A 14,038-nucleotide genomic window follows, 5' to 3' on the forward strand; every position below is an offset into this window, starting at 1 on the left:
GGCGTTGCCCGGGGAAGGCCGCCGCGTGCCCAAACTTCACTCTCAGTCTTAGACAGAGGTCGCTCCATGCGCGTCGAACGGGTTCCACTCCGCTTAATCACCGCCGCGACGGCTGCCGTGTTCCTGGCAGCGTGCGGGCAAAAACAATCAGCGCCTCCGCCGCAAACGCCCGAAGTGGGTATCGTCACCGTGCAGCCGACGAGCGTGCCGGTCATCGTCGATTTGCCGGGCCGCACCAACGCCTATCTGGTCGCGCAAGTGCGCGCACGGGTCGATGGCATCGTGCTGCGCCGCGAGTTCACTGAAGGCTCCGAGGTCAAGGCCGGTCAGCGTCTCTACAAGATCGATCCGGCGCCGTACATCGCCGCGCTGAACAACGCCAAGGCGACGCTCGCGAAGGCGCAGGCGAACGTCGCGTCGCAGAACGCGCTCGTGGCGCGCTACAAGATCCTCGTCGCGGCCAATGCCGTGTCGAAGCAGGATTACGACAACGCCGTCGCGGCGCAAGGCCAGGCCGTCGCGGATGTCGCCGCGGGCAAAGCATCGGTCGATACCGCGCAGATCAACTTGGGCTACACCGACGTCGTCTCGCCGATCACCGGCCGCACCGGTCTCTCGCAGGTCACGCCGGGCGCCTACGTTCAGGCGAGCGCCGCGACGCTGCTCACGACCGTGCAGCAGCTCGATCCGATCTACGTCGATCTGACGCAATCGAGCGTCGAAGGCTTGCGCCTGCGCCGTCAGATTCAGGAAGGCCGTCTGCAGACCGAAGGCATCCACGCCGCGAAGGTCACGCTCCAGCTCGAAGACGGCCGCACGTACACCGAGCAGGGCAAGCTGCAGTTCTCCGACGTGAGCGTCGACCAGAGCACCGGTTCGGTGACGGTGCGCGCGATCTTCCAGAACAAGGACCGCGTGCTTCTGCCGGGCATGTTCGTGCGCGCGCGGATTCAGGAAGGCACGAACGACCACGCGCTCGTCGTGCCGCAGATCGGCGTCACGCATGACCAGAAGGGCACGCCGACCGCGCTCGTCGTCAACAAGGACAACAAGGTGGAACTGCGCCAGCTCGTCACGGGCAGCACGTTCGGCAACAACTGGGTGGTCGACAGCGGCCTGAACCCGGGCGACCGCGTGATCGTGAACGGCGTGGAGAAGGCGAAGCCCGGCATGCAGGTGAAGCCGGTCGACGCGAAATTCCCGTATCCCGTAGCCGGCGCATCGGATGCGCAGGCGGCATCGGCGCCGGCCGGTGCCAGCGGCGCGAGCGCTGCCAGCGGTCCGCAAGCCGCATCGGCCGCCTCCGCTGCATCGGGCGCGCAATAAAAGGGAGCCTGTTACATGGCAAAGTTTTTTATCGATCGACCGATCTTCGCGTGGGTGATCGCGATCATCCTGATGCTGGCGGGGATGGCGTCGATCTTCACGCTGCCGGTCGCGCAGTATCCGACGATCGCGCCGCCTGCGATCCAGATCAGCGCGACGTATCCGGGCGCATCCGCGAGCACCGTCGAAAACACGGTGACGCAGGTGATCGAGCAGCAGATGACCGGCCTCGACCACTTGCTGTACCTGTCGTCGACGTCCGATGACTCGGGCACGGCCACCGTCACGCTGACGTTCGCGGCGGGCACGAACCCGGACATCGCGCAGGTGCAGGTGCAGAACAAGCTGCAGCTTGCGACGCCGCTGCTTCCGCAAGTCGTGCAGCAGTTGGGCACGAAGGTCACGAAGTCGAGTTCGAGCTTCCTGCTCGTGCTCGCGTTCGTGTCCGAAGACGGCAGCATGAGCAAGTACGACCTCGCGAACTACGTGGCGTCGAACGTGGCGGATCCGCTCTCGCGTATCGACGGCGTCGGTACGACGACGCTGTTCGGCTCGCAGTACGCGATGCGCGTCTGGCTCGATGCGACCAAGCTCACGAACTTCGCGCTCACGCCTGTCGACGTGAAGAACGCGATCACGAACCAGAACGTGCAGGTGGCGGCGGGTGCGCTCGGCGGCACGCCGGCGGTGCCGGGGCAGATGCTCCAGGCGACCATCACGGAAGCGACGCTGCTGCGCACGCCCGAGCAGTTCGGCAACATCCTGCTGAAAGTGAATCAGGACGGCTCGCGCGTGTTGCTGAAGGATGTCGCGCGGATCGAGCTCGGCGGCGAAAACTACAACTTCGATACGAAGTACAACGGACAGCCGACGGCCGGCTTCGGTATCCAGCTCGCGACGGGCGCGAACGCGCTCCAGACCGCGAAACTGGTTCGCCAGAAGATCGACGATCTGTCGAAATACTTCCCGCATGGACTGGTGGTGAAGTATCCGTATGACACGACGCCGTTCGTGCGACTGTCGATCGAGGAAGTGGTCAAGACGCTGATCGAAGGCATCGTGCTCGTGTTCCTCGTGATGTATCTGTTCCTGCAGAACCTGCGGGCGACGATCATCCCGACGATCGCGGTGCCGGTCGTTCTGCTCGGCACGTTCGCGATCATGTCGGCGGTGGGCTTCTCGATCAACGTGCTGTCGATGTTCGGCCTCGTGCTCGCGATCGGCCTGCTCGTCGACGATGCGATCGTGGTCGTGGAGAACGTCGAGCGGGTGATGTCGGAGGAGCATTTATCGCCGCGCGAAGCGACCCGCAAGGCGATGGGGCAGATCACCGGCGCGCTGGTCGGCGTGGCGCTCGTGCTGTCGGCGGTGTTCGTGCCGGTGGCCTTCTCCGGCGGCTCGGTCGGCGCGATCTACCGTCAGTTCTCGCTGACGATCGTCGCGGCGATGGTGCTGTCCGTCATGGTCGCGCTGATTCTCACGCCGGCGCTGTGCGCGACGATCCTGAAGCCGCATCCGGAAGGGCATGAGCCCGAGAAGAAGGGCTTCTTCGGCTGGTTCAACCGCACGTTCAACAAGAGTCAGGAGAAGTATCACAGCGGCGTGCAGCACGTCATTCGCCGCTCGGGACGCTGGCTCATCATCTATATCGTCGTGATCGTCGCGGTGGGCATGCTGTTCCTGCGTCTGCCGAAGTCGTTCCTGCCCGATGAAGACCAGGGCACGATGTTCGTGCTCGTGAACGCGCCGTCCGGCTCCACGCAGGAGTACACCGCGCACGTTCTGAAGGACGTGCAGGACTATCTGCTGAAGGACGAGAAATCGATCGTCGAATCGGTCTTCACGGTGAACGGCTTCTCGTTCGCGGGCCGCGGCCAGAACTCCGGTCTCGTGTTCGTGCGGATGAAGGACTACGCGGAACGCCAGCACAGCGACCAGAAGGTGCAGGCGCTCGTCGGACGCATGTTCATGCACTTCGCGCCTTACAAGGACGCGATGATCTTCCCGGTCAATCCGCCTTCGATTCCGGAACTCGGCACGGCGGCGGGCTTCGACTTCGAGCTGCAGGATCGCGGCGGCCTCGGCCACGCGAAGCTGATGGAAGCGCGCAACATGCTGCTCGGCATGGCCGCGAAGGATCCGACGCTCGCACAGGTGCGTCCGAACGGCCTGAACGACACCCCGCAGTTCAAGGTGAATGTCGATCGCGAGAAGGCGAGCGCGCTCGGCATCGCCGTATCGGACATCGATCAGACATTCTCGATCGCGTGGGCGTCGCAGTACGTGAACAACTTCCTCGACGTCGACAACCGGATCAAGAAAGTCTACGTGCAGGGCGATGGTCCGTTCCGCATGAACCCGGACGACCTGAACAAGTGGTACGTGCGCAATGGCGCCGGAACGATGGTGCCGTTCGGCGCCTTCGCGACGGGCAACTGGACCTACGGTTCGCCGAAGCTCGAACGCTACAACGGCATCTCGGCGGTGGAAATCCAGGGCGCGGCGGCGGCGGGCAAGTCGACCGGGCAGGCGATGACCGCGATGGAAGCGATCGCGGCGAAGCTGCCGGCGGGCATCGGCTACGAATGGACGGGCCTTTCCTATCAGGAACGCCAGTCGGGTTCGCAGGCGCCGATTCTCTACGGCATCTCGATCCTCGTCGTGTTCCTGTGTCTCGCGGCGCTGTATGAAAGCTGGTCGATTCCGTTCTCGGTCATCATGGTCGTGCCGCTCGGCGTGCTCGGCGCGCTGCTCGCGGCGACGCTGCGCGGTCTGGAAAACGACGTGTTCTTCCAGGTCGGCCTGTTGACGACCGTGGGTCTGTCGGCGAAGAACGCGATTCTGATCGTGGAATTCGCGCGCGAGTTGCGGATTCAGGGCATGTCGACGGTCGAAGCGGCGATGGAAGCGGCGCGCCTGCGGTTGCGCCCGATCCTGATGACCTCGCTCGCGTTCATTCTCGGCGTGATGCCGCTCGCGATCAGTAACGGCGCGGGCTCGGCGAGCCAGCACGCGATCGGCACCGGCGTGATCGGCGGCATGTTGACCGCGACCTTCCTCGCCATCTTCATGATTCCGATGTTCTTCGTCGTTATCAGCAAGTTCAGCAAGAGCAAGGACGTGCCGGCGCCGGGTTCGTCGGGCGACATCGAAGGCACGAACGGTAAGGAAGGACACTGAGATGCTTAAACATTCCTTGATCGCGGCCGCCGTGGCGGTATTCGCCGCGGGCTGCACGCTCCAGCCGAAGTACGAGCGTCCGCCCGAGCCCGTCACGCAGACGTTTCCGGAAGGCGGCGTGTACGCGCACCAGCCGGATGCGAGTTCGAGCGCGAGCAACGGCCGCACGGCGAACGGCCAGAGCGCGCCGGACATCGGCTGGCGCGATTTCTTCGCCGATGCGCGCCTGCAGAAGATCGTCGAGCTCGCGCTGAAGAACAATCGCGACCTGCGCGTCTCGGTGCTCAACGTCGATGCGGCGCGCGCGCAGTATCAGATCACGCGCGCGGGTCTGTTCCCGACGCTCGATGCGGCCGCGTCGCAGACGAAGCAGCGCACGCCGAAGAATCTGTCGTTCTTCGGTAACACGATCTCGAACGAGTATTCGGTCGGCCTGAATGCGTCGTGGGAAATCGACTTCTTCGGGCGCATCCGCAGCCTGAAGGATCAGGCGCTCGCGCAATATCTGTCGACGGCGGAATCGCGCAAGGCGGCGGAGATCTCGCTGGTGTCGTCGGTGGCGGACCAGTATCTGACGATGCTCGCCTACGACGATCAACTCGTCGTCACGCAGAACACGCTCAAGACGGCGCAGGAGTCGTTCCGCATCACCAAGCTGCAATACGAGAACGGCACCGGCACCGAACTCGATCTGCGTCAGTCCGAAGGCGTGGTCGAGGAAGCGCAGGCGAATCTGCAGACGCAGTCGCGTTTGCGCGCGCAGGCGGAAAACGCGCTCGTGCTGCTCGTCGGGGAGCCGTTGCCTGCGGATTTGCCGGCCGGCATGCCGCTCGATACGCAGAATCTGCTCTCCGACATTCCCGCGGGTCTGCCGTCCGATCTGCTGACGCGCCGTCCCGATATCGCGGCGGCGGAGCAGTCGCTGCTCGCGGCCAACGCGAATATCGGCGCGGCGCGCGCGGCGTTCTTTCCGCGCGTCTCGCTGACGGGCAGCTTCGGCACGCTGTCGCCGACGCTCGGCGGCCTGTTCAAGCCGGGGTCGGCTGCGTGGTCGTTCGCGCCGCAGATCACGGTGCCGATCTTCGAGGGCGGCCAGAACAAGGCCAATCTCGATCTGGCGAACGTGCAGAAGCGCATCGAGATCGCCAATTACGAGAAGGCGATCCAGACCGCGTTCCGCGAAGTCGCGGACGGCCTCGCCGCGCGCGGCACCTTCGACGAGCAGATCAAGGCGCTCGAGCGCTTCGTCAATTCGCAGAGCCGGCGTCTGGAGCTGTCGGACCTGCGCTATCGCAATGGCGTGGACAGCTATCTGTCGGTGCTGACCGCGCAGACGGCGCTTTACGAAGCGCAGCAGCTGCTCATCACGGCGCGGCTGAATCGACTGACGAACCTCGTCGATCTGTATCAGTTCATGGGCGGCGGATGGATCGAGCGTTCCGGCGACGCGCCGCGTCCCGCCGATGCGCCCGTCGACTACGGCTCGCAAGGCGCGCCGCAAGCAGCCTCGGCGCCCGCGGCGAGCTGATTCGCCTAAAACTGTCGCACTCGAAGCCCGGCCGCGCGCCGGGCTTTTTTTCGCGCTTTCGAACTTGTTCCACATCGTTTTGCATCGATGTCTGGGTGATGCAACAGACTTGGCACATTGTTTCAGTTGCCATCAAAGATCCACACATCTGCCTACTCTTTCGTCTTCCTCACTGCGCGCGATAACTATAATCGGCTGCTTGCCGCAGTCGTGACGGCGCGATCCGTTCCATCGATCGTTCGAAAAAGTCGTTGACGAAGCTCGCCGCGAGCGTCGCATACATTCAGTTATCCCAAAAATATGGCCGCATTTCTTCCGAAAGCGGCCAGCCCCATCCAAGGCGCGCGGGCCGCACGAATGCCCCGGTCGCCGCGGTCAGCGACTTTCGCATCGCACGACAGCACATTGCGCGCGGCTCGCGGTCAACGCGAAGACGCGCGCCTTTCATTGTCAGTAACCTCAGAGGTCTCGCGTTCCATGCGTCTCATACGGATTCCATACCGCCTCATCGGTGTCACGACGGCCGCCTTGCTGGCAGCCGGTTGCGGAGAGAAGCATCCCGCGATGGCGCCGCACACGCCGGAAGTCGGCGTTGTCATCGTCGAGCCGGCCGATGTGCCGGTCACGACAGAACTCTCGGGCCGCACGAGCGCCTTTCTCGATGCCCAGGTGCGCGCGCGCGTCGATGGCATCGTGCTGCGCCGCGAATTCACGGAAGGCAGCCTCGTCAAGGCCGGGCAACGCCTTTACAAGATCGATCCGGCGCCGTATATCGCGCAACTGAACAACGCGAAGGCGTCGTTCGCGAAGGCCCATGCGAATCTCGTCTCGACCGCGGCGCAGGCCGAGCGCTACAAGGTGCTCGTCGCGTCGAACGCGGTCAGCAAGCAGGACTACGACAACGCCGTGGCGGCGCAAGGCCAGGCCGAAGCCGATGTCGCGTCGGCCAAAGCCGCGATCGACACCGCGCAGATCAAGCTTGGCTATACCGACGTCACGTCGCCGGTTTCGGGGCAGGCCGGCATTTCCCAGGTCACGCCCGGCGCATACGTGCAGGCGGCGCAGGCGACGCTGATGGTCACCATCCAGCAGCTCGACCCGATGTACGTCGATCTCACGCAATCGAGTCTCGACGGTCTCAAGCTGCGCCGTCAGATTCAGGAAGGGCGTCTTTCGACCAACGGCCCGAACGCGGCGAAGGTCACGCTGATTCTCGAAGACGGCCGTGAGTATCCGGAGCAGGGCAAGCTGCAATTCAGCGATGTGAGCGTCGATCCGTCGACCGGATCGGTGACGCTGCGCGCGATCTTCATGAACAAGGATCGGGTGCTGCTGCCGGGCATGTTCGTGCGCGCGCGCATCGAGCAAGGCGTGAATCCGAAGGCGCTCGTCGTGCCGGTGCAGGGCATCACGCACGATCAGAAAGGCACCGCGCTCGCGATGGTCGTCGGCAAGGACAACAAGGTCGCGATGCGCCCGCTCGTCACCTCCGGGACGCTCGGCCAGAGCTGGATCGTCGACAGCGGTCTGAACGCGGGCGATCGCGTGATCGTCGAGGGCATCGATCACGTGCGTCCGGGCATGGAAGTGAAGGCCGTGCCCGCGCGTCAGCCCGAAGCGAAAGCCGACGCAACGGCCGCCTCCGGCGCGTAAGGACGGGAGACACGTCCATGGCCAAGTTCTTTATCGATCGCCCGATTTTCGCGTGGGTGATCGCCATCATTCTGATGCTCGCGGGTCTCGCGTCGGTGACGACGCTGCCCGTCGCGCAATATCCGACCATCGCGCCGCCCGCGATCCAGATATCCGCGAACTATCCGGGCGCATCCGCTCAGACCGTCGAAAACACCGTCACGCAGGTGATCGAGCAGCAGATGAGCGGTCTCGACCATCTGCTGTATCTGTCCTCGACCTCCGATGACAGCGGCACCGCCACCGTCACGCTGACGTTCGCGGCCGGCACCAATGCCGACATCGCGCAGGTTCAGGTGCAGAACAAGCTGCAATTGGCCACGCCCAATCTGCCGGCCGTCGTGCAGCAGCTCGGCATCAGCGTGACCAAGTCGAGCAGCAGCTTCCTGCTCGTGCTGGCGTTCGTGTCCGAAGACGGCAGCATGAGCCGCGAAGACCTCGCGAACTACGTGGCGTCGCACGTGCAGGATCCGATCAGCCGGCTGAACGGCGTCGGCACCGTCACGCTCTTCGGCTCGCAGTACGCGATGCGAATCTGGCTCGATCCGAACAAGCTGACCAAATTCAGCCTGACGCCGGTCGACGTGCAGAACGCGCTGACTTCGCAGAACGTGCAGGTCGCGGGCGGCCAGCTCGGCGGCGTGCCCGCGGTGCCGGGCCAGTCGATGCAGGCGACCATCACCGAAGCGACGCTGCTGCGCACACCGGAGCAGTTCGGCAACGTGCTGCTGAAGGTGAATCAGGACGGCTCGCAGGTGCGTATCCGCGACGTGGCGCGCGTCGGTCTCGGCGGCGAGAACTACAACTTCGAGACGCAGTACAACGGCCGTCCGGCTGCCGGCTTCGGCATTCAGCTCGCGACCGGCGCGAACGCGCTCGCCACTGCGAATCTGGTGCGCGCGAAAGTCGACGAGCTCGCGAAGTTCTTCCCGCACGGTCTCGTCGTGAAGTATCCGTACGACACCACGCCGTTCGTGAAGCAGTCGATCGCCGACGTCGTCAAGACGCTCATCGAGGCCATCGTGCTGGTGTTCCTCGTGATGTACCTGTTCCTGCAGAACCTGCGCGCGACGCTCATTCCGACCATCGCCGTGCCGGTCGTGCTGCTCGGCACCTTCGCGATCATGGCGGCGGCGGGTTTCTCCATCAACACGCTGTCGATGTTCGGGCTCGTGCTCGCCATCGGCTTGCTGGTGGACGACGCGATCGTGGTCGTCGAAAACGTCGAGCGCGTGATGACCGAAGAGGGACTGTCGCCGAAGGAAGCCACGAAGAAGGCGATGAGTCAGATCACCGGCGCGCTCGTCGGCGTGGCGCTCGTGCTCGCGGCGGTGTTCGTGCCGGTGGCGTTCACGGGCGGCTCGGTCGGCGCGATCTATCGCCAGTTCTCGCTGACGATCGTCTCGGCGATGGGTCTCTCGGTGCTCACCGCGATGGTGCTCACCCCTGCGCTGTGCGCAACGATGCTCAAGCCGCACCCGGAAGGCCACACGGAAAAGACGACCGGCTTCTTCGGCTGGTTCAACCGCACGTTCGCGAAGAGCCAGGCGAAGTATCACGGCGGCGTGGCGCATGTCATCAGGCGTTCGGGGCGCTGGCTCGTCATCTATGTGGTGATCATCGTGGCGGTCGGCATGTTGTTCGCGCGTTTGCCGAAGGCGTTCCTGCCCGATGAAGACCAGGGCACGATGTTCGTGCTGGTGGCGACGCCCGCCGGCTCCACGCAGGAGATGACGCAGCGCGCGCTGGACGATGTCGCGGGCCATCTGCTGAAGAAGGAAAGCGCGCTCGTCGAGTCGGTGTTCACCGTGAACGGTTACAGCTTTGCCGGTCATGGCCAGAACTCGGGTCTCATCTTCGTGCGGCTGAAGGACTTCGCCCAGCGCACGAGCGCCAACGAGAAGGTGCAAGCGCTGGTGGGCCGCACGTACGGCGCGTTCGCGGGCTACAAGAACGCGCTCGTGTTTCCGGTGAATCCGCCGTCGATTCCGGAACTGGGCACGGCGTCGGGCTTCGACTTCGAACTTCAGGATCGCGCCGGTCTCGGCCACGAAAAGCTGATGCAGGCGCGCGCGATGCTCCTCGGCATGGCCGCGAAGGACGAGACGCTCGCGCAGGTCCGGCCGAACGGCCTGAACGACGCGCCGCAGTTCAAGGTGAACATCGACCGTCAGAAGGCGCTGGCGCAGGGCGTCGATCCGTCGAGCATCGACCAGACGTTCTCGATCGCGTGGGCGTCGAAGTACGTGAACAACTTCCTCGATACGGACAGCCGCATCAAGAAGGTGTACATGCAGAGCGATGCGCCGTTCCGCATGTCGCCGGAGAACATCAACAGCTGGTACGTGCGCAACGCGTCGGGCTCGATGGTGCCGTTCTCGTCGTTCGCGACGACCGAATGGAGCTACGGCTCGCCCAAGCTCGAACGCTACAACGGCCTGTCGTCGATCGAAATCCAGGGTGTCGCGAAGCCGGGCAAATCCACCGGCGAGGCGATGGCCGCGATGGAAGCGCTCGCGGCGAAGCTGCCCGCGGGCATCGGCTACGAATGGACGGGGCTGTCGTATCAGCAGATCCAGTCCGGCTCGCAGGCGCCGATTCTTTACGGCATCTCGATCCTCGTCGTGTTCCTGTGTCTCGCGGCGCTGTACGAGAGCTGGTCGATTCCTTTCTCCGTGATCATGGTCGTGCCGCTCGGCGTGGTCGGCGCACTGCTCGCCGTGTCGCTGCGCGGACTGGAGAACGACGTGTTCTTCCAGGTCGGCTTGCTCACGACAGTGGGCTTGTCGGCGAAGAACGCGATTCTGATCGTCGAGTTCGCCCGCGATCTCCAGCTCTCGCAAAAGATGGGGCCGATCGAAGCGGCGCTCGAAGCGGCGCGCCTGCGCCTGCGTCCGATTCTCATGACATCGCTCGCGTTCATTCTCGGCACGATGCCGCTCGCGATCAGCAACGGCGCGGGCTCGGGCAGCCAGCACGCGATCGGCACGGGCGTGATCGGCGGCATGGTGACCGCGACTTTCCTCGCCATTTTCATGGTGCCGATGTTCTTCGTCGTGGTGCGCTCGCGTTTCGGCGGCGACAAGGAGGACACGGATGCCGCGCTCGCGCGTTACGAAGCGCAGCGGCGCGCGCAACAGGGCAACGAAGGACACTGACATGCGTAGACTTTCCTTGATTGCAATGGCCGTCGCCGTACTGGCGACCGGCTGCACGATGGCGCCGAAGTACGAACGCCCCGCCGCGCCGGTGTCGGCGAATTTTCCGGCGCACGGCGTCTACGCGACGCAGCCGGTCGCGACGCCGGACGGCGCACGCAGCGCGAACGGCGTGGCCGCGGCCGATATCGGCTGGCGCGATTTCTTCGTCGATGCGCGTTTGCAGCGGCTCATCGACATCGCGTTGAAGAACAACCGTGACTTGCGCGTCGCGATGCTCAACGTGCAGGCCGCGCAGGCGCAGTATCAGGTCGTCACGACGCTTCTGCTTCCGTCCATCACCGCCGTGGGCGCGCAGTCGAAAACGCGCAAGCCCGACAATCTGTCGTTCTTGAATCAGACCATCTCGAATACCTACACGGTGGGCCTGAATGCGTCGTGGGAGATCGACCTATTCGGCCGGGTGCAGAGCATGCGGAATCAGGCGCTCGCGAAATATTTCGCGACTGCCTATGCGCGCAAGGCTGCGGAGATTTCGCTCGTCTCGCAAGTGGCGGCGCAGTACCTTCAGGTCTTGCAGACGGACGACCTGCTGAAGGTGACGCATCAGACGCTGGCCAGCGCGAGCGAATCGTACCGGATCGTCAAGCTGCAATTCGACAACGGCGCCGCGTCGGAGCTGGACGTGAGCCAGGCGCAAACGGTGATGGAAGGCGCGGCGGCGAATCTGCAGGCGCAGGAGCGCGCGCGGGCGCAGGCGGTCAATGCGCTCGTGTTGCTGCTCGGCGAGCCGGTGCCCGACGATCTGCCGGGCGGCATGCCGCTCGACGGTCAAAACCTGCTCGCGGACATTCCTGCGGGTCTGCCGTCGGATTTGCTGCTGCGGCGGCCGGACATCATGGAGGCCGAACAGAATCTGCTCGCGGCGAATGCGAACATCGGCGCGGCGCGCGCAGCGTTCTTTCCCAACATTTCGCTGACCGGCATGCTCGGCACACTGAGCCCGACGCTCGGTGGTCTGTTCAAAGCGGGGTCGGCGGGATGGAGCTTTGCGCCGACCATCACCTTGCCGATCTACGGCGATCAGTTCGCGAATCTCGAGTACGCGAATATCCAGAAGAAGATCGAGATCGCCAATTACGAGAAGGCGATTCAATCCGCGTTCAAGGATGTCGCCGATGGTCTCGCCGCGCGCGGCACCTACGATCAGCAGATCGCCGCGCTCGTGCGCGATACGGCCGCGCAGCAACGCCGGCTGGAGTTGTCGACGCTGCGATACAAGCAGGGCGTCGACAGCTATCTCGGCGTGCTGACCGCGCAGCAGGATCTGTATTCGGCGCAGCAGACGCTGATTGCCGCGCGCACGCAGCGGTTGGCGAATCTCGTGACGTTGTATCAGGCGCTGGGAGGCGGGTGGATCGAGCGGACGGGCGATGCGCCGCGGGCGGCGGATGCGGGCTGACGCGCGGCCCTCGCTTCGATAAACAAAAAAACGCCGCGGCTCCCGCCGCGGCGCTCAACGCAAGCACAGCCCAAACTCCTCAGTGCGCGTCGCCCGCATGGGCCGCGCCTTCGAACTCATGCGCGGCTTCACGCGCATCGCGTTCGGCGTCGCGTTCCTTGCGCACGCCGTTGAACACGATGTTCAACACCACCGCCGACACCGACGCCAGCAGAATCCCGCTGTGAAGGATCGGCTCCAGCGCGTGCGGCAGTTGCGTGAAGAACTTCGGCGCGACGACCGGCACCATGCCCATCCCGACGCTCACCGCGACGATGAACAGGTTGTGCTGATTCTTCGAGAAGTCCACGCGCGACAGCGTCTTGATGCCGTTCGCCGCGACCATGCCGAACATCACGATGCCCGCGCCGCCGAGCACGAACGGCGGCACCGACGCCACCACCTGCGCCATTTTCGGAAAGAGGCCGAGCACGACGAGAATCACGCCGCCTGTCGCGCAGACGAAGCGGCTCTTCACGCCCGTCACGCCGATCAAACCGACGTTCTGCGAAAACGACGTATGCGGGAACGAGTTGAAGATGCCGCCGATCAGCGTGCCGAGACCGTCGACACGCAAGCCGCGCACGAGCGCCTTCTGGTCGACCGGACGCTCGACGAGATCGCCGACCGCGAGGAACATGCCCGTTGATTCGATGAACGTCACGAACATGACGATGACCATCGTCGCGACGGAGAGCGCATCGAAATGCGGCATGCCGAAGTGGAACGGCAGCACGATGCCGACCCACGGCGCGTGCGCGACGCCGTCCATGTCGACGCGGCCGAGCATCGCGGCGATCACGAAGCCGACGACGATCCCGAGCAGCACCGAAATATTCGCGATGAAACCTCGCGCGAACTTGTTGATGAGCAGAATCAGCGACAACACGACGAGCGACAGCAGCAGGAAGACCGGATTGCCGTAGTCGGGATTGCCGATGCCGCCCGCCGCCCAGTTGATGCCCACGCCCATCAGCGAGAGGCCGATCACCGCGATCACCGTGCCGACCACGACCGGCGGGAAGAAGCGCAGGAGCTTGCCGATCATCGGCGCGAGGACGATGCCGATCACGCCCGCCGCGATGGTCGCGCCGAACACGTCGAGAATGCCGAGCGAAGGATTCGTGCCGATCGCGACCATCGGGCCGACGGCGGCGAAGGTGCAGCCCATGATGACGGGCAGGCGAATGCCGAAGATCCACAGGCCGAGCGTCTGGATCAGCGTGGCGACGCCGCACGAGAACAGATCCGCGCTGATGAGAAATGCGACCTGATCTTTCGGCAGGCCCATCGCGGCGCCGAGGATCAGCGGCACCGCCACCGCGCCCGCGTACATCACCAGAACGTGCTGGATGCCGAGCGTCAGCAGTTGACCGGCGGGGAGCCGTTCGTCGCACGGATGCACCGACGGGTTCACCGAACTTGAAGCCATGTCTCTCTCCTATGTCTACTTCCATTTGAATGGCCTCCAAGTTAAGTGCATCGGCAACCATGAACAAGACCACGCGGCGCTATACGTCGCGTTCGCGTGCCGATATGGGTCTCGCGCGCCGCGAGCGGCGCAAACGTGCGAACGGCCCTGTCACAAGGGGTTTGACGCAAATCAAGGGAAATTCGTCGCCTGACGGAAGGCCGCGATCTTCGGACGGTCGT

7 protein-coding genes are annotated in these 14,038 nt (G+C 64.4%); 6 read left to right on the forward strand and 1 reads right to left on the reverse strand.

Annotated elements, in window-relative coordinates; genetic code table 11:
- Positions 1 to 66: 66 nt before the first annotated feature.
- From NCS67_RS02085 to NCS67_RS02110, 6 genes are all read left to right on the forward strand, one after another.
- Positions 67 to 1,326, forward strand: coding sequence for an efflux RND transporter periplasmic adaptor subunit (locus tag NCS67_RS02085; protein ID WP_244807714.1), 1,260 nt, complete (start codon positions 67 to 69; stop codon positions 1,324 to 1,326).
- 15 nt (positions 1,327 to 1,341) lie between these two features.
- Positions 1,342 to 4,506: an efflux RND transporter permease subunit gene (locus NCS67_RS02090; RefSeq protein ID WP_250433812.1), complete on the forward strand. Its 3,165-nt coding sequence runs from the start codon at positions 1,342 to 1,344 to the stop codon at positions 4,504 to 4,506.
- A 1-nt stretch (position 4,507) separates the two neighbouring features.
- Complete coding sequence (locus NCS67_RS02095) at positions 4,508 to 6,034, forward strand: efflux transporter outer membrane subunit (RefSeq protein WP_008351304.1); 1,527 nt, start codon at positions 4,508 to 4,510, stop codon at positions 6,032 to 6,034.
- A 477-nt stretch (positions 6,035 to 6,511) separates the two neighbouring features.
- Positions 6,512 to 7,687, forward strand: a complete 1,176-nt coding sequence (locus NCS67_RS02100; RefSeq protein WP_250433821.1) for an efflux RND transporter periplasmic adaptor subunit — start codon at positions 6,512 to 6,514, stop codon at positions 7,685 to 7,687.
- A gap of 17 nt (positions 7,688 to 7,704) precedes the next feature.
- The gene (locus NCS67_RS02105; RefSeq protein WP_008351301.1) at positions 7,705 to 10,884 is read left to right on the forward strand and encodes an efflux RND transporter permease subunit; all 3,180 of its coding nucleotides are present in this window, start codon (positions 7,705 to 7,707) and stop codon (positions 10,882 to 10,884) included.
- A 1-nt stretch (position 10,885) separates the two neighbouring features.
- Entirely contained in the window at positions 10,886 to 12,346 is a 1,461-nt protein-coding gene (locus NCS67_RS02110) for an efflux transporter outer membrane subunit (protein ID WP_175979857.1), read from the forward strand.
- A 79-nt stretch (positions 12,347 to 12,425) separates the two neighbouring features.
- Here the strand turns inward: NCS67_RS02110 and NCS67_RS02115 are convergent, their stop codons facing one another.
- Positions 12,426 to 13,817, reverse strand: coding sequence for a nucleobase:cation symporter-2 family protein (locus NCS67_RS02115; RefSeq protein WP_008351297.1), 1,392 nt, complete (start codon positions 13,815 to 13,817; stop codon positions 12,426 to 12,428).
- Between the last annotated feature and the right edge of the window lie 221 nt (positions 13,818 to 14,038).

This window comes from Caballeronia sp. ATUFL_F2_KS9A, assembly GCF_023630765.1.
In the GTDB taxonomy this organism is placed as follows: Bacteria; Pseudomonadota; Gammaproteobacteria; order Burkholderiales; family Burkholderiaceae; genus Caballeronia; species Caballeronia zhejiangensis.

Excerpts from the sequence above, each read along its gene's own strand:
- NCS67_RS02085 (WP_244807714.1), top strand. The coding sequence starts at position 67 with ATGCGCGTCGAACGGGTTCCACTCCGCTTAATCACCGCCGCGACGGCT.
- NCS67_RS02105 (WP_008351301.1), top strand. The coding sequence starts at position 7,705 with ATGGCCAAGTTCTTTATCGATCGCCCGATTTTCGCGTGGGTGATCGCC.
- NCS67_RS02115 (WP_008351297.1), bottom strand. The coding sequence starts at position 13,817 with ATGGCTTCAAGTTCGGTGAACCCGTCGGTGCATCCGTGCGACGAACGG.
- NCS67_RS02095 (WP_008351304.1), top strand. The coding sequence starts at position 4,508 with ATGCTTAAACATTCCTTGATCGCGGCCGCCGTGGCGGTATTCGCCGCG.
- NCS67_RS02100 (WP_250433821.1), top strand. The coding sequence starts at position 6,512 with ATGCGTCTCATACGGATTCCATACCGCCTCATCGGTGTCACGACGGCC.
- NCS67_RS02090 (WP_250433812.1), top strand. The coding sequence starts at position 1,342 with ATGGCAAAGTTTTTTATCGATCGACCGATCTTCGCGTGGGTGATCGCG.
- NCS67_RS02110 (WP_175979857.1), top strand. The coding sequence starts at position 10,886 with ATGCGTAGACTTTCCTTGATTGCAATGGCCGTCGCCGTACTGGCGACC.